General features: G+C 60.7%; 14 protein-coding genes. 10 read left to right on the forward strand and 4 right to left on the reverse strand.

The features are described 5' to 3' along the window. The first annotated feature begins 19 nt into the window (after nucleotides 1-19). Nucleotides 20-1,039 (forward strand): sensor histidine kinase, encoded by a 1,020-nt coding sequence (locus tag IP81_RS02110; RefSeq protein WP_054106324.1) that lies wholly within the window; start codon nucleotides 20-22, stop codon nucleotides 1,037-1,039. A gap of 2 nt (nucleotides 1,040-1,041) precedes the next feature. Here the strand turns inward: IP81_RS02110 and IP81_RS02115 are convergent, their stop codons facing one another. Beyond that, nucleotides 1,042-2,376, reverse strand: a complete 1,335-nt coding sequence (locus IP81_RS02115) for a M28 family peptidase (RefSeq protein WP_054106325.1) — start codon at nucleotides 2,374-2,376, stop codon at nucleotides 1,042-1,044. Between the two features lie 148 nt (nucleotides 2,377-2,524). Between IP81_RS02115 and ettA the strand changes: the two genes are divergently transcribed. After that, nucleotides 2,525-4,198: an energy-dependent translational throttle protein EttA gene (gene ettA, locus IP81_RS02120; RefSeq protein WP_054106326.1), complete on the forward strand. Its 1,674-nt coding sequence runs from the start codon at nucleotides 2,525-2,527 to the stop codon at nucleotides 4,196-4,198. A gap of 49 nt (nucleotides 4,199-4,247) precedes the next feature. Here ettA and IP81_RS02125 read toward each other — a convergent pair whose 3' ends face one another. Further along, a complete protein-coding gene (locus tag IP81_RS02125) occupies nucleotides 4,248-4,838 on the reverse strand; it encodes a hypothetical protein (RefSeq protein ID WP_054106327.1) in 591 nt (196 codons plus the stop codon). Between the two features lie 136 nt (nucleotides 4,839-4,974). Here IP81_RS02125 and IP81_RS02130 point away from each other — a divergent pair, with 136 nt between their 5' ends. From IP81_RS02130 to IP81_RS02155, 6 genes are all read left to right on the forward strand, one after another. Next, nucleotides 4,975-5,973, forward strand: a complete 999-nt coding sequence (locus IP81_RS02130; protein ID WP_054106328.1) for an RcnB family protein — start codon at nucleotides 4,975-4,977, stop codon at nucleotides 5,971-5,973. Between the two features lie 154 nt (nucleotides 5,974-6,127). Further along, on the forward strand, nucleotides 6,128-6,748 hold the full coding sequence (locus tag IP81_RS02135) for a prolyl hydroxylase family protein (RefSeq protein WP_369800691.1): 621 nt from the start codon (nucleotides 6,128-6,130) through the stop codon (nucleotides 6,746-6,748). Then, complete coding sequence (locus IP81_RS02140; protein WP_054106330.1) at nucleotides 6,739-8,598, forward strand: DUF885 family protein; 1,860 nt, start codon at nucleotides 6,739-6,741, stop codon at nucleotides 8,596-8,598. Before IP81_RS02135 ends, IP81_RS02140 begins: the two co-directional genes overlap by 10 nt. Before the next feature lie 48 nt (nucleotides 8,599-8,646). Continuing rightward, a complete protein-coding gene (locus tag IP81_RS02145; protein ID WP_054106472.1) occupies nucleotides 8,647-9,054 on the forward strand; it encodes a DUF350 domain-containing protein in 408 nt (135 codons plus the stop codon). Between the two features lie 3 nt (nucleotides 9,055-9,057). Then, nucleotides 9,058-9,468, forward strand: a complete 411-nt coding sequence (locus IP81_RS02150; protein WP_054106331.1) for a hypothetical protein — start codon at nucleotides 9,058-9,060, stop codon at nucleotides 9,466-9,468. Nucleotides 9,469-9,471: 3 nt separating this feature from the next. Further along, on the forward strand, nucleotides 9,472-10,617 hold the full coding sequence (locus IP81_RS02155; protein ID WP_054106332.1) for a glutathionylspermidine synthase family protein: 1,146 nt from the start codon (nucleotides 9,472-9,474) through the stop codon (nucleotides 10,615-10,617). Between the two features lie 3 nt (nucleotides 10,618-10,620). Here IP81_RS02155 and IP81_RS02160 read toward each other — a convergent pair whose 3' ends face one another. Together IP81_RS02160 and IP81_RS02165 are read right to left on the reverse strand one after the other, a co-directional pair. Continuing rightward, on the reverse strand, nucleotides 10,621-12,228 hold the full coding sequence (locus tag IP81_RS02160) for a lysine--tRNA ligase (RefSeq protein WP_054106333.1): 1,608 nt from the start codon (nucleotides 12,226-12,228) through the stop codon (nucleotides 10,621-10,623). A 252-nt stretch (nucleotides 12,229-12,480) separates the two neighbouring features. Next, nucleotides 12,481-13,374: a flagellin gene (locus IP81_RS02165; RefSeq protein ID WP_054106334.1), complete on the reverse strand. Its 894-nt coding sequence runs from the start codon at nucleotides 13,372-13,374 to the stop codon at nucleotides 12,481-12,483. A gap of 170 nt (nucleotides 13,375-13,544) precedes the next feature. Here IP81_RS02165 and IP81_RS02170 point away from each other — a divergent pair, with 170 nt between their 5' ends. Both IP81_RS02170 and IP81_RS02175 read left to right on the forward strand, forming a co-directional pair. Further along, nucleotides 13,545-16,277: an ATP-dependent DNA helicase gene (locus IP81_RS02170; RefSeq protein WP_054106473.1), complete on the forward strand. Its 2,733-nt coding sequence runs from the start codon at nucleotides 13,545-13,547 to the stop codon at nucleotides 16,275-16,277. Continuing rightward, nucleotides 16,274-16,819 (forward strand): histidine phosphatase family protein, encoded by a 546-nt coding sequence (locus IP81_RS02175; RefSeq protein WP_054106335.1) that lies wholly within the window; start codon nucleotides 16,274-16,276, stop codon nucleotides 16,817-16,819. Before IP81_RS02170 ends, IP81_RS02175 begins: the two co-directional genes overlap by 4 nt. The last annotated feature ends 12 nt before the right edge of the window (nucleotides 16,820-16,831 follow it).

The following is a 16,831-nucleotide window of genomic DNA, read 5'->3' on the forward strand; positions in this document are numbered from 1 at the left end:
AAGTGCATATCGTGCGGCTATGACTTGGCTGCAGCGCGCATTTTTACAGCCAATACGCGGCACTCTACCGCGCTATGGCACGGCAATCCTGTTTGCCGGCTTAGGCGCCGGCGCCCGCTTTCTGGTTGACGCGATGTTGCCCTCGGGCTTTCCGTTCCTCACGTTTTTCCCGGTCGTCATTCTCTGCACGTTTCTGGCGGGGCGTGGCCCAGGCGTCGTCTGCGCTATGCTGAGCGGCCTTGCTGCATGGTTCTGGTTCATCCCGCCATTGGGCAGCTTTGACACCAATGGGCGGGTTCTGACAGCGTTGCTGTTTTATGCAGTGGTTGTGGCCGTGGACATCGCGCTGATCGATGGCCTTTTGCAGCGCCAACAGAAGCTGGTGGAAAGCCAGCGCAAGCTTGGCGAAATGGCCGAGCACCAAACCTTGCTCTTCAAGGAATTGCAGCATCGTGTGGCCAATAACCTTGCCTCGATTGCATCAATGCTGCGCCTGCAACGCCGCAGGATCGAGCGTGATCCCTCATCCGCGCTGGCCGTCGTCGATAGCGCCAACGCCCGGATCGAACTGATGGGGCGCGTGCATCGTCAGCTCTATGATCCTGCCGCGCGTGACCTGTCGCTGCCTGACCAGTTCCGCCACGTTATCCAGCAGGCGCAGGACGTTGCCGGTGCCAGCCATGTACAGGTCACGGTGGACGCCATCGATGCGCGGATCAGTGTGGACCGCATGATGACACTTATGCTTCTGGTTACCGAAGTGTTGACCAACAGCATCAAGCACGCCTTTGCACCGGGCCAGCCCGGCGAAGTGCGATTGGCGCTTGAGCGGACCGCACTGCAAACCCTGCGCCTGACCGTTGCAGACAATGGCTGCGGCATGACCGAAGCGCCAGCACCTGAAACTGGCACCGGCAGGCCACTGGGACTTGGCACCACGATCATCAAAGGTTTTGCCGCGCAGCTAAACGGAACTCTGCACGTCGATGGCCGCCATGGCGTGACAACTGTGGTCGAATTTCCCGAGGAAAGTCCCTGAACTCAGGGCGCAGGCGCAATCACTCCCACTTCATTCGCCACGATTTTCAGCACCTCGGTCCACGCCGCCACGTTTTGCGCCAGCTCCGCCGGGTCTACTTTATCCAATGTGTCATCAGGCGTGTGGTGCAGATCGAAGTAATGCGTGCCATCCTGATCCAGATCGACCACCGCAAGCTTCTGCTTGGCAATCATCGGCACAACATCGGTGCCGCCGCTGGCCTTGCCCGATCCGCGCACAATGCCCATCGGTGATAGCGCCGCTGCAATACGATCGGCCAAAGCTGCATTGGCATCGCCAAAGCTGAAGCTGACCCGCCACACCTTTGCCGCGCCAAAATCGCTTTCCATGGCAAGTGCATAAGGTTCGGTGTGCTTTTCGGCAAAGGCGCGGCCGCCAAAGCCGCCAAGCTCTTCAGAGCCCGCCCACAGCACACGAATGGTGCGCAAGGGCTTGCCGCCGTCTTGTGCCTTTAAAGCGGCAGCGGTGATGATGGCGCAGCCCGCAGCGTCATCAATCGCGCCGGTGCCCAGATCCCAGCTATCAAGATGACATCCGACGAGGATCGGCGGCAGTGTAGGATCGCGCCCGGGCAAATCGGCAAAGACATTGCCCGAAGGCAGGTTGTCGATCGTCTTGCCGGTCAGCGTCAGCGACAGGCGGATCGGCTTGCCGCTGCGGGCAATGCGCGCGATCAGATCGGCATCGGGATTGGAAACAGCGCCCGCCGGGATCGGCTTCACCCCATCGGCAAAAGTCGTGCCGCCGGTGTGCGGGTTGCGGTGGCTGTCTGTGCCGATAGAGCGGATGACCACGCCAATCGCACCCTTGCCCGATGCAATCGCAGGGCCAGCGCGGCGCACCTGGCCATAGGGGCCATAGCCGCTGCCGTCTTGCGCACGCTTCATCGCATGATCGATAAACGCGATCTTGCCCGTCAACGATCCGGCGGGCGCGGCCTTGAGCGCATCGAGCGTTGCAAAATAAACAACCTCGCCCTCAATGCCCTTGTCCGGCGTGGTGCCGCTATAGCCCAGCGCCGTCACCGCCAGTTTGAACGGGATGGGCGCGATCAGGCTGGCCTCGTCACGTCCCCGTACATAACCACGGATCGGAAATGGCTCGACCGTAACGCCGCTGAAGCCCAGCGCTTTCAACCGCGCTTCGGCCCAGACCCGCGCGCGCGCCTCGGCCTCGCTTCCGGGCATGCGCGGGCCAACCTGGCTGGTTAGGTCTGCCAGAATATCCCACGCCACATCGCCCGCAGGCTCTTGCGCGTGGGCGGCAAAAGGAAGGACCAAGGCGGAGAGCGCGACGGCGCGGAATTTGTTTCGCATGCAACCAAGCCTATATATCGGCCAGCGTGCTGCCAAGCCCTCAAGGCCACCGGTCAACACCCTTCTTTGATAACCGCCGCTTGCCCGCACCGACGCGCTCGGATAGAGGCTGCGCAACCGTTTCACGCCATTCCATCAAGGATCCGTTATGGCTGCCCAATATGCCTACGTCATGAAGAACATGACGAAGACCTTCCCCGGCGCGCAAAAGCCGGTGCTTAGCGATATCAGCTTGCAGTTCTATCAGGGCGCCAAGATCGGTATCGTTGGCCCCAACGGCGCCGGTAAATCGACGCTGATCAAGATCATGGCCGGGATCGACAAGGATTATACCGGCGAGGCATGGCCGGGTGAATATATTACGGTCGGCTATCTTGAGCAGGAGCCGCAGCTCGACAATACCAAGACCGTGCTGGAAAACGTCAAGGAAGGCGCGCGCGCAACCGCTGACATGGTTGACCGGTTCAACCAGATCGGCGTGGAAATGGGCGAGGAAGACGCCGATTTCGACGCGCTGGGCGCCGAGATGAGCGAGTTGCAGGACAAGATCGACGCGGTCGATGGCTGGACGCTCGACAACCAGCTTGAAATTGCAATGGAAGCCCTGCGCTGCCCCCCCGGCGATTGGCCGGTAGACAGCCTTTCTGGCGGTGAAAAACGCCGTATCGCCCTGACGCGTCTGCTCATCCAGAAGCCGGACATCCTGCTGCTTGACGAACCGACCAACCACCTTGACGCAGAATCGGTCGAATGGCTGGAAAACCACCTGAAGGACTATGCGGGCGCGGTCTTGATGATCACCCACGACCGCTATTTCCTTGATAACGTGGTGGGCTGGATCCTCGAACTCGACCGTGGAAAGTACTTCCCTTACGAGGGCAATTACTCGACCTACCTTGAAACCAAGGCCAAGCGCATGGCGCAGGAAGAGCGCGAGGAGAGCGGCAAGCAGAAAGCGCTGGCCCGCGAACTCGAATGGATCCGGCAGACGCCGGCCGCCCGCCAAACCAAGTCCAAGGCCCGCGTGCGCAAGTTCGAAGAATTGCAGAACGCACAGGACAACCGTCCCATCGGCAAGGCCCAGATCGTCATCCAGGTGCCAGAGCGGCTTGGCGGCAAGGTTATCGAAGCCAAGGGCATCACCAAGGCGTTTGGCGACAAGCTTCTATTCGAAAACCTGTCGTTCATGCTGCCACCGGGCGGCATTGTTGGCATCATCGGTCCGAACGGCGCTGGTAAATCCACATTGTTCAAGATCCTGACCGGCAAGGAAACGCCAGACAGCGGCACGGTGGAAATCGGTTCGACCGTGCATCTGGGCTTCGTTGACCAGAGCCGTGACGATCTCGACCCCAAGAACAACGTCTGGCAGGAAATCTCGGACGGTCTGGATTACATGACCGTCAACAAGCAGGAAATGTCGACCCGCGCTTATGTCGGCGCGTTCAACTTCAAGGGCGCAGACCAGCAAAAGAACGTTGGCAAGCTTTCGGGCGGTGAGCGCAACCGCGTGCACATGGCCAAGATGCTGAAATTGGGCGGCAACGTGCTGCTGCTTGACGAACCGACCAACGACCTTGACGTGGAAACGCTGGGCGCGCTGGAAGATGCGATTGAAAACTTCGCCGGTTGCGCGGTGGTCATCAGCCATGACCGCTTCTTCCTCGATCGCCTCGCCACGCATATCCTGGCCTTCGAAGGCAACAGCCACGTCGAATGGTTCGAAGGCAACTTTGCAGCCTATGAAGAAGACAAGCGCCGCCGCCTTGGCGATGCGGCTGACCGTCCAACGCGTCTGGCTTACAAGAAGCTGACGCGCTGATCCGTTATCCGGTGTCTGTCATGCACTGACGGACACCGGAACTTCGGCGTTACGGGGCCACCCACGCCGATTGCCATTCGCTGGTAGCACTTTCCCGCTCGAACCGCGCGCGGATGCCGCCGTGGTGCGTCAATTGCAGCCAATCGAGCGCGTGCACTTCCACCAGCAGCACCGCAAAGTTGTCGCGGCCAGCCTCGGCCTCCTCTGCTGTTGGTGAACGGTCAAGCATGTATTCGGGAAGCGCCGCGCCCGGCGCATCAAGCGCCCCGCCCGGCCCGGTTTGCGCCAAATAGCAGCGCTTGCTGGTCAGCGTGGCAGCGCTCCACGCCGCATCGGCAATGGGGCCGTGATGCTCGATCCGTCCCAGCCCTTGCATGCGCAATTGCACCCGCGCCGCAGGATCATAAGCCAGCACCGAAACAGTTGCCCCATCGCCAATCATCGTAGCTTTCGGGCTGCGCCAATCGGTGTGAAAGCGCAGGCGGGACAAGTCTGGCGTGGCTTCCCGCAAGACCATGATCCGCAAATCCCCGTCGGCCGTGCCAATAACCGGCGCATGCATTGGATGGCGCGCGCTTTTAATGGCCTCGCCCAGCCGGGTGGCGACATCGGCCAGAACGCCCGAAAAGGTTAAATCCATTCACAAATTCCTTGCTCAACATGAACAGAAGGCTACCAATCCGGTTCAGCCATCGGACAGCGCGACTCCAGTAGAACGTCGTTAACAGGTCGCAAACGGTTTTGCGGCAGGCATAAACGGGAAAGGCTCGGCAATCATGTCCGGCAATTCAACTTTCGGAAAAAGCGTCCTCAGCGCGCTGGCCGTGGCTCTCGTAACAACCGCAATCCCTGCAACCGCCTTTGCTCAGGACGAACGCCGTGAAGAGCGCGCAGCCCGCCCGTGGAGCGGTGGTGAAGTCCGTCGTGATACGAGCCAGCGCGACGATATGCAGCGCGGCGGCAGCGAGTTTCGCGGGCGTCGCAATGCGGAGGTCCAGACTCCAATCCCGCAGGCACAGCCCGCACCACAACAGCGCCCGGCATGGAGCGGCACTGCGCGGCCTGAACGGGAGGAAAACCCCGGTTGGCGAGGCCGTGGCAATGGCGAAAACGCCCAGCGCTGGGGCGATCAGAATCGCGGAACGGTAGAGCGCCGGGATCCACAGGAACGCGCCACCACGCGCCAACCGGGCTGGAATGGCACACGCTGGAACCCGACCAACCGTTCGCAGGAGCGCGCAGGCGTTGACGGACGCAATTGGGATCGGAATCGTGATCGCAACTGGAACAACAACCGGGATCAGAACCCCGCATGGAACGGCCGCAATCCGACCTATTCAGACCGTGACCGCAACCGAGATTACCGCCGCGATGACAATCGCAACGGTTGGAGCAACCGCGATGGTTGGAGTAACCGCAATGGCTGGAACGGCCGCAATGGCTGGAACAGTCGCGACAATGATCGCCGGTGGAGCAACAATTGGCGGCAGGACCGGCGTTACGATTGGAGTGGCTTCCGCAATTCCAACCGCAACCACTTCCGCATGCCGCGCTATTTTGCGCCATTCCGTGGCTATAACTACAGCCGCCTTTCGGTCGGGATTTTCCTGAATTCAGGCTTCTATGGCAGCAATTACTGGATTAACGATCCATGGTCATACCGCTTGCCGCCCGCCTATGCCGGGTATCGCTGGGTGCGCTATTATAACGACGTCATTCTGGTGGATACTTTCACAGGTGAAGTAGCGGACGTAATTCCCAACTTCTTCTGGTGATATCACCGGCTTAAACTGGCAAGGCCCCGGCACATCGTGTCCGGGGCCTTCGCTGTCTCTTGCATGGCCCCGTGCAATCACGCATGTAACCATCAACATGCTTTCCCTACGCCGCAAATCCAGTTCGCCTGCTGAACAACAAGCATTGAAACACGTGGGCGAGATTGTGCGCAAACGGCTTGCCAATGATCCGGGCGTCTATCGCATTCCGGTGGACGGGCTGGAAATCTTCGGTGTCGCCGATTTCTTCACTGCCGCCGAATGTTCGCGCCTTATGGCAACGGTCGATGCCGTGGCGCGGCCATCGCCGACGTATAAAGGCACGGACGGATCGGGCCGCACCAGCTATACCGGCGATGTGGACCCCGCTGATCCGTTTGTCCTGATGCTGCAACGCCGGATTGATGATCTGATGGGGATCGATCCCGCGTTTGGCGAAACCATTCAGGGCCAGCGCTATGCTCCCGGTCAGCAGTTTCGCGGGCATTACGATCATTTCCTGCCATCGCAGGCATTCTGGGAATCCGAACAAAAGCGCGGCGGACAGCGCAGTTGGACGGCAATGGCCTATCTTAACGCCGTGGAAGAAGGTGGCAGCACCGATTTTACGCAAATCGATCTGTCGATCCCGCCCCAGCCCGGTGCGCTGTTAATCTGGAACAACATGAAACCCGATGGCACTCCCAACCCCAAAGCCATGCATGCCGGAATGCCGGTGGTGCGTGGCATGAAATATGTGCTGACCAAATGGTACAGGTCGCGTCCATGGCACTGAAACGGCTCCCCCGGATAAGTGCTGCCCTGCTGGTAATGGCCGTGGTGCCATCTTCCCCGGCTCTGGCGGCTGAGGCTGCACCGGCACGGATCGATAAAGCCCCCACCGATAGTGCGGCGTTATCGGCCAATGCCACGCTTGACCGGCTGTTTGCCGAAGACGCGCGGCAAAGCATGGCGCTTGATCCGTTGGGCGCGCTGGAACAAGGGCAGCGCATATCGGTCAAACAATTCGCGCTGCTGTTCACCCCCGAACTGGCGCGCAGGCGGCGTGATGCCAATGCCCGCACACTGGCGCAACTGGTGCGGATTGATCGCACCCGGCTCGATCCGGGTCACCGCATTTCCTATGCTGTGTTCGAAGATGCCAAGCGCAAGGAACAGGCGTTTCTGAGGCCTGAAGTGCAGGCGCTAACTGCGGTCCAGCCGTTCAATCACTTTGGCGGATTTCACATCGCCTACCCCGAACTATCCGGCGCGGGTAACGCAAGCACGCTGGCATCGGTTGCCGATTTCGATCAGCTTATCGCTCGCCACCGCATCCTCGATCAGGTGTTCGGACAGGCCATCGCGCGGTTTCGCGAAGGCATGGCCAGCGGCGTGACCGAGCCCACGCTGACAGTGGATAACATGATCGTGCAAATCGATGCGCTGCTGGCGCAACCGATAGATCAATCGCCGTTCATGAACCCGGTCCGCCAGTTTCCCGAAGCAATGTTGGAAACCGAACGCAGCCGGATTAGCCGCGAACTCGCCAGCGTCACCCAACGCCAGGTCTATCCCGCCTATCACACCCTGCGCCGTTTCCTCGCCGAGGAATATCGTCCGGTAGCGCGGCAACAAGTGGGACTGTCCGCACTTGCAGGTGGCGATGGGTTGTACCGCTTGCTCGCACGCTACCACACCACGCTCGATCTTGATCCCGCCGCCGTCCACCAGCTTGGCCTTGATGAAGTGGCGCAGATCAAGGCGCGAATGGAGGCTGTGAAGCGCGAATTGGGCTTTACTGGCCCCCTTCCGGGCTTTTTCGACCACATCCGCACCGATCGGCGCTATCATCCACGCACCGAAGAGGAACTGGCCGAAGGCTTCCGCGCCGTGGGCCGCCGGGTGGACGCTTTGGCACCGCAATACTTCCTCAATCTGCCGCGAACCCCGCTGAATATCCAATCCTATCCCGCCTATCGCGCCAAGTTTGAAGCGGGCGGAAGCTATGCCCAAGGCACGGCAGACGGCACACAGCCGGGGGTGTTCTTCTTCAACGCGTATGATTTGAAAAGCCGTTTTCTGACTGGCGTTTCAACGCTTTACCTGCACGAAGGCGCACCGGGCCACCACTTCCAGATCAGCCTTGCGCAAGAGAACACCGCCCTGCCCGATTTCCAGCGCTTCGGCGGCAACACCGCCTATATCGAAGGCTGGGCGCTCTACGCCGAAACGCTCGGCTACGAGATGGGCTTCTACAAAGACCCGATGCAGCATTGGGGCACGCTCGACGACGAGATGCTGCGCGCCATGCGGCTGGTGGTCGATACCGGCCTCCATACCAAGGGCTGGAACCGCGAACAGGCGGTTGATTACATGCTCGCCAATTCGGGCATGGGCCGCAGCGATGCCGAGGCCGAAGTGGACCGCTATATTGCCAATCCGGGCCAAGCGCTTGCCTATAAAATCGGTGCGCTGACGATTCAGCGCTTGCGCAAAGAGGCTGAGACGGCGCTGGGGGATCGCTTCGACATCCGCCTATTCCACGATCAGGTGCTGGGCAGCGGTGCACTGCCGATGACCGTACTCGAAGCCAAAGTGCGGCGCTGGATCGCGGCGGGCGGGCGCGCGGGATACTTGCGCTGATCGGGCGTTCCTGCTGTAACCGGCGCAGTGCAATTGGTGGGGATATCCATGCTCGGCTATTTTATTGCGGCACTTCCACATTTTCTGGGCTATTTCGCTTCGGCAATGGGCTTGGCCGCGGCGTTTTTATTCCTCTATTCACGCTTCACCCCGCACCATGAATTCGAATTGATCCGGCAGGGGAATTCTGCCGCAGCACTCCAGTTGACTGGCACCTTCATCGGCTTTGCCATTCCCGTGGCAGTGGTGATCGGCCATTCGGTCAGCATCCCTGACATGCTGCTGTGGGGCGCTGTGGCCGCGATTGTGCAACTTGCCGTCTTCGTGGTGATCGCGCGCCTTTTGTTCAAAGAGATTTCTGACAAGATTACCAAGAATTGTGCGGCTTCAGGCCAATTCGTTGGCGGGATCGGCATTGGCGTCGGCATCCTCCAAGCTGCCTGCATGGTGCCCTGATCGATGAAAAAGCAACTTGCCCTGACCACGGCGATGGCCGCCACTTTGGCAGGCCTATCGGGCTGTTCATCGCGCAATAGCTGGGACGACGATGTCGTTGTGGATCGTGATACGCGCGTGTGCGTGGATCAGAACGGCTACCGCGTTGAAGATAATCGGTGCAACCAGCGCAGTTCGAGCGGTAGTTTCGGTAGCGGCGCGCTACTGTGGTACTATGTCAATCGCGGTAACCGCGTGCCCTTTTATGGCGACCGCGTGAACGATCCGCAGCTTGGCCTCAAAGGCAGCTACTTCCCGACCAAGGGCGCGCAATATGCCAGCGCTCCTGCAAAATCGAACCTGGTAAGAACCTCTTCCATGGCGCGCGGAGGGTTCGGGTCACGCGGCAGCTTTTTTGGCAGTGGACTGTCCTGATCGATGCAACGAATTACCCTTGCGCCGCGTCCCGATTGGCAAGCCGCGGTGGAGGAGCATGGGCTACTGTGGCACAGCGATTCTGACGGTCCTTATTGGGACGAGACCGCCTGCTATCAATTCACCCTCGCCCAGATCGAAACCGTTGAGGCCGCGAGCGAGGCGCTGCACCAGCTTTATCTGGAAGCCGCAGAGCGCATTTCGCGCGATGAGCGATTGCTGGCCGCTTGCGGCATTCCGGCAAGCTATCACGCGGCGGTGCGCGATTCATGGCGTAGCAATGCGCCCGCGCTGGATTACGGGCGGTTCGATCTGGCATGGGACGGCACGGGCGAGCCCAAGCTGCTGGAGTATAACTGCGATACGCCAACATCGCTGCTCGAAACCTCGATCATCCAGTGGGACTGGAAGGAAACGGTTTTTCCGCAGGCCGATCAATTGAACAGCCTGCACGAACGCTTGATAGCGCGCTGGCAGATGATCGCGCCTGCGCTGCCTGGCAGGCGGGTGTGGTTCACCCATGTGGGCGATGCGGTTCACGAAGACACGATGACGACGACGTACTTGCGCGATCTGGCCGAGCAGGCCGGGCTTGAAACGCGCGGGCTGTTGATTGACCAGATCGGGATCGATGGCGATGGGCGGATTGCCGATCAGGACGATTACCTGATTTCCGCGCTGTTCAAGCTTTACCCTTGGGAATGGCTGGCGGTGGAAGACTTCGGCCAGCACATTATCCGGCATTTCGATGACACCGTCTGGCTGGAGCCGGTGTGGAAAATGATGTGGAGCAACAAAGCGGTACTGGCGATTTTATGGGACATGTTCCCCGGCCACCCCAACCTGCTGGGTGCGACGCTGGATCCAAAAGCCATCGCGGGACCTTATGTGTCCAAGCCGGTTTTGGCGCGGGAGGGCGCCAATATTGACGTGGTGGCCGACGGCAAGGTGCTTGCCAGCAGCAGCGGCCAATATGCAACGGACCGCTTGGTTTATCAGGAGCTCTATCCGCTCAAGGATTTCGGCCAAGGCTATCCGGTACTGGGAAGCTGGGTTGTGGGTGGAGAGGCTGCCGGACTTGGCATCCGCGAGGATGGCCTAATCACCGGCAACCGCGCCCGCTTTGTGCCGCATATCATCGGCGCTTGAACTTCAGCCCGCCAGGGCCTCGGCGATCAATTTGCGTGTATTGCCAACACCATAGAGCGCGATGAAGCTGCCCATGCGCGGGCCTTGGGCCGATCCTAGCAGCGTTTCGTAAAGGCACTTGAACCAATCGCGCAAGGTTTCGAACGCGAAGTCCGGGTTCTTGCCGATTTCGTAAACGATGTTTTGCAAATCTTCCGCCGTAGCATCGGCAGACATGACTGCCAGTGCAGTGTCGAGTGCCATCAAGGCCTGCGCCTCATTCGCTTCGGGCTTGCGGCGGACCAGTGTGGGCGCGATGAAATCGCGGTTGTAGGCCAGCGCGCGCGTGACCAGACCATCAAGCGCGGGGTGCGCGGCAGGGTCTGCGTTTTCGACGTAGTTGCCAAGATACGACCACACCTGATCGCGGCTAGCCCCGGCACCGAGCACGCCGACAAGGTTGAGCAGCAGGCCATACGTCACCGGCAGTTTGTCACCCTCGCCGCCGGCATAGCCGTTGGCGCGCAACAAATGCCACACAGGATTGCCGAGTTGCTGTTCGACCGGCTGTTCGGGCAGCTTTTCGCGGAACTGCCAGTATTCATCGACCGCGCGCGGAATGATACCAACGTGGAGCGACTTGGCGCTTTTGGGATCGCGGAACAGATAGAAGCTGAGCGATTCATCGCTGCCATATTCCAGCCACTGTTCAATCGTCAGGCCATTGCCCTTGGACTTGGAGATCTTCTCGCCCTTTTCATCGAGGAAAAGTTCGTAGATCAATCCTTCGGGACGCCGCCCGCCGAGCACTTGCGCGATGCGGCCCGATTGGGTGACGCTGTCGGTCAAATCCTTGCCGCACATTTCATAGTCGACACCCAAGGCGACCCAACGCATCGCCCAATCGACTTTCCATTGCAGCTTGGACCAGCCGCCCAGCACGGTGTGTTCGATCACCTCGCCCGTAACGTCTTCGAACCGGACGATCCCGGCATCGGCATCGACCACTTCAACCGGCACTTGCAGCACCTGTCCGTTGGTGGGCGAGACCGGCAGGACGGGCGAATAGGTCTTGCGGCGTTCTTCCCGCAAAGTGGGCAACATGATGTTCATGATCGCCTGCCAGTTGCGCAGGACATTGCGCAAGGCATCGTCAAACTCGCCTGCGTTGTAGCGGTCAGATGCCGAGACGAATTCGTAATCGAAGCCGAACTGGTCAAGGAACGCGCGCAGCATCGCGTTGTTATGGTGCGCAAAGCTTTCGTGCGTGCCGAACGGATCGGGAATGCGGCTGAGCGGGTGGCCGAGGTGCGCCTCGAGAACGGCCTTGTTCTCGATGTTGTCGGGCACTTTGCGAAGCCCGTCCATATCATCGGAGAACGCCACCAGCCGCGTCGGATGGCCGCCGGTTAGCGTTTCGTAGGCGCGGCGGACCAACGTGGTGCGCAAAACCTCTTGAAAAGTGCCGATGTGCGGCAAGCCTGACGGGCCATATCCGGTTTCAAACAGCACTGGCACCAGATTGCCCGCGCCATCACGTTTGCCGCCCGGAAACCGCTTGGCGATTTTGCGGGCTTCCTCGAATGGCCATGCTTTTGAGATTTGGGCGGCAGTGTGAAGGGCATCTGTCATAATGCCCGCCCTTTTGCGCGGGCGTTCAGGTTTCGCAAGCAAAAGCTGAAGAGGTTTACACAGTTTACACTGTCCAGAGGGGAAACAACGTGTCCCGGCAGGGACAGTTTCCGATGGCAGCCATGGAGCACAAAATGGACGGCTTTGATGAACATTCCGCCCGTTTACACGAACGCCTTCCTGTAGGAAAACGCCGAAAGGGCAGAGCCGCGCGCGGCTCTGCCCTTCCGTGGAGGTGCTCTTGAGGGAGGCTTACTTCAAGAGCGAGAGAACGTTTTGCTGTGCCTGGTTGGCCTGTGCAATCATCGCGGTTGATGCCTGCGAAAGGATCTGTGCCTTGGCCATCGCGGTCGTTTCTGCCGAGTAATCGGTATCGCTGATGCGCGAACGGGCATCCGACAGGTTAGTGACGTTGTCGTTGAGGTTGTTCACCACCGATTCAAGGCGATTCTGCCCTGCACCCAATCCGGCGCGGGTGGCGCTGACTGCGGTGAGCGCGGCATCGATGTTATCAATGGTTGCACTGGCATTGGCCGTGCCGCTGCCATCGCCTGCCACTGTATCGTTGACCTTGAGCACTTGGGCGGCGGTCGCATCATAAGCGACTTCACCTGTGCCGAAAAGCACATCGCCATCAAAAGCGATGCTGGTCAGCGTCACGGTATCATTCACTTCACTCCCCGTCTGGATGATGAAGTCCAGATCGTCGGCAGCAACCGGTGCAGTTGCAACCGCGAACAGGTTGTTGCCGTTGAAGGTGGTTTTGGTCAGGACTTCGCTGACCTGGCTGGTCAGGTTCTCGACTTCCGACTGCATCGCATTGCGATCGGATTCCTGATACGTGCCCGACTTGGCCTGAACCGCCAATTCACGGATGCGTTGGAGCATCGCGGTCACTTCGTTCAATGCACCATCGGCGGTCTGGGCAAGGCTGATGCCATCGTTGGCATTGCGCACGCCCTGATTCATGCCCTTGATTTGCGAGGTCATGGTGGTGGTGATCGCAAGGCCCGCCGCATCGTCCTTGGCGCCGTTGATGCGCTTGCCGGTCGAAAGGCGCTCCATCGCCACACCAAGCATCTTGGCGGCAGAATTCGAAGCATTCGTAGCGCGGATAGCGCTGATATTGGTATTGATAACTGCCATGTCCCATTCTCCACTATGGGGCGAAGCCGGGGTGCGCTCCGCGATTGGTCCCGGTTTGAAGGACGGCAGTTGTTGATAGCTATTAAGGGCTTTCATGAATCACCCAGCAAGTTTTTGCCAAGGCCGGTTCGCACTTGCCCCTTGTTCCATTCTTGTTCTATCGTTTCCATGTGACGGATAAGCCCGCCCTTTCGCTTCCGGCGATTCATGCCAGCCATGGCGGGTGCTGGCTGCGCGATGGCGCTGACAGACCTTGGGCCACGCGCGGGGTCGGCAAAGGCGATGCCATAGTCGCCGCTGCCGATACGCCGCTACTGATGCTCAATGCGCCGCTGGTGGCCAGCCGCCTTGGTTATCCCGATCTATCGGGCCTCGATTTGCTCGAGCTTTACGCTTTCATCCATCCCGCGCGCTTTGTCGTGCCAACGCCCAAGGGTCTGGCCCATGCGCTGGGGCTTGATGAACCGCGCGGTGATGACAGCGTGCCCCTGCTGTTGCAGCAAGCCGCCGAAGCCCTGCTGGCGGTGTGTGAGCGTGAAGACTGGGACGAGCGCGAAGGCGCATGGACCGGCCTGCAATCGCTGGTGAAGATGCGCTGGCCTTGGGCACCCTTGCTGACGCAACGCATCAAAAAGCCGCAAAAGGCCGAGCGCTGGCTGTTTGCAAAATTGCCGGAATGGGAAGAAGCGGCAGACCGTCCGCAGCCTGCGCAAGTGGCGCTCGGCGATGCGGCAATTGCGACGCGCTTGGCCGAACTGACTGGCCAAGGAGCCGAAACCCGCCCTGCCCAGCAGGAATTTGCGCGCGAGGCTGCCAAAGCCTTTGCCCCGCGCAGCACGCAGCGCCAGCCGCATATGGTGCTGGCGCAGGCAGGCACCGGCACGGGCAAGACCTTCGGCTACCTCGCGCCAGCATCGCTGTGGGCAGAGCAATCGGGCGGCACGGTGTGGGTCTCGACATATACCAAGGCCTTGCAGCGCCAGTTGCGGCGCGAAAGCCGCCGCGCCTTTCCGGCAGAGCGGAACGGCAAGCCGCCGGTGGTGGTGCGCAAAGGCCGCGAGAATTACTTGTGCCTGCTCAATCTGGAGGACGCGTTACAGGGCGGGTTCGGCGGGCGCGCAGCAATTCTGGCGCAACTGGTGGCGCGCTGGGCGGCCTATAGCCAGGATGGCGACATGATCGGCGGCGATTTGCCGGGCTGGCTGGGCACGCTGTTCCGCAAGCGCGGCATCGCGGCACTAACCGACCAGCGCGGCGAATGCGTTTATGCAGGCTGCCCGCATTACCGCAAATGCTTCATCGAACGCTCCAGCCGCGCTTCGGCAGAGGCCGAACTGGTAATCGCCAATCACGCATTGGTCATGGTCAATGCCGCAAGGGGACGCGATGCAGCGCAGCGCCCGACGCGGATCGTGTTTGACGAAGGCCACCATGTGTTTGAAGCGGCGGATTCAACATTCGCAGCAGCGCTGACCGGGGCCGAAACGATTGAACTGCGCCGCTGGGTGATCGGCCCGGAAGGCAAATCACGCGGGCGCAGGCGCGGGCTTTCGGCGCGGCTGGCTGATGTAGCCAGCTATGACGAAGAGGGCGCGCGCGCGATCACGCAGGCGCGTGAGGCGGCAGAGGCCTTGCCCGGTGACGGCTGGCTGGCGCGGATCGTGGAAAGCACGCCTTCGGGGCCGCTGGAAGAACTGCTGTCTGCCGCACGCGCGCTGACATATGCGCGCGATGAAAGCGGCGGGCAGGATGCGGGCTATGGTCTTGAAACCGAAGTGGCGCAATTGGACGGGCCGTTCATCGAAGTGGCGGGCCGTGCGCAGGAAGCGCTGGAGGCCTTGCGCAAACCGCTGGTCCGGCTGGGGCTGCGGCTCGAAGCGCTGATCGAGGATGGGCCGGATTGGCTGGACGGCCCTGCCCGCGCCCGCATCGAAGGCGCACGCGGTGCAATTGGCTGGCGCACGGACCTGCTGGCGGGATGGATCGCGCTGCTCGCAAGGCTGGGCGGCCCGGGTGATCCCGATTTTGTCGATTGGGTGGCGGTGGAGCGATCCGACGGGCGCGAATGGGATGTGGGGCTGCACCGCCATTACCTTGATCCGATGAAGCCCTTTGCCAATACGGTACTGGCCCCGGCGCACGGCGTGATGATGACATCGGCCACCTTGCGCGATGGCGAGGATTGGGACAGCGCGATCACGCGCAGCGGCGCTCCGCACATCGAAGTGGCGCCGCGCCTGTTTGCTGCGGAAAGCCCGTTCAACTATGCCTCGCAAGCCGAAGTGCTGATTGTGACCGATGTGGCCAAGGGCGATATTCCGGCGCTGGCAGCAGCCTATGGGCGCTTGATCGAGGCATCGGGCGGCGGGGCGCTGGGGCTGTTTACCGCGATCCGGCGCTTGCGCGCGGTCTATGGCCGCATTGCAGACCGGTTGGCGCGCGGTGGCCTGCCGCTGTTTGCGCAGCACGTTGACCCGATTGATACCGGAACGCTGGTCGATATCTTCCGCGATGATCCGCGCGCTTCGCTGCTAGGCACCGATGCCCTGCGTGACGGGGTGGATGTGCCGGGCGATTCGCTGCGGTTGGTGATCATGGAGCAAGTGCCATGGCCCAAACCATCGATCCTGCACCGCGCACGGCGGTTGGCAGGTGGCGGGCAGGCTTATGATGACCGCATTATCCGCGCGCGGCTGGCGCAGGCATTTGGCCGGTTGATCCGCTCGATTGGCGATAAGGGCCATTTCGTGGTGCTGTCATCGGCGTTTCCTTCGCGATTGCTGAGCGCCTTTCCACCGGGCACCCCGATCCGCCGGGTAACACTTGATGTGGCTTTACAAAGCGTGGCGGGCAGTGTTTCTGCGGCGGAGGTTTTGGATCACAGACCCGAGGGAATTTCGTGAAAACACTCGCTCTTTTCCGCCATGCCAAGTCGGACTGGAGCGATGCGCGCGCGCGCGATTTTGACCGCCCGCTCAATGCACGCGGCCAACGCGGGGCGCGGGCAATGGGCGAATATATCAAATCGACCAACCGCAAGTTTGACCGGATGATCGCCTCGCCCGCCGTGCGCGCGGCGGAAACGGTTGAAGAAGCCAGCAAAGCGTGGGGCTGCACCTTCAAGGTAGAGTGGGACCGGCGGATTTATCTAGCAAGCTCTGCCACGCTGATCGATTTGCTGAAAGAGCTGGAGGGCGATCCTGCCAGCGTGCTGATGATGGGCCACAATCCCAGCCTTGAAGACCTGATTTTCGATCTTGTGCCCGATGATGGCGCATCGCCGCTGCGCGATGTGGTGGAACAAAAGTTCCCGACGGCGACGTTTGCCGTGCTGGAACTCGATGTGGATCGCTGGTGCGACATGGCCGAAGGTTGCGGCCGGCTGGTCGAGCTTAAACGGCCGCGCGATCTTGATCCGTCGCTTGGCCCATCGCTGATAGACTAAGGCGCTAATCGA

Origin of the sequence: Novosphingobium sp. AAP83, from assembly GCF_001295795.1 — a bacterium.
GTDB lineage: Bacteria > Pseudomonadota > Alphaproteobacteria > Sphingomonadales > Sphingomonadaceae > Novosphingobium.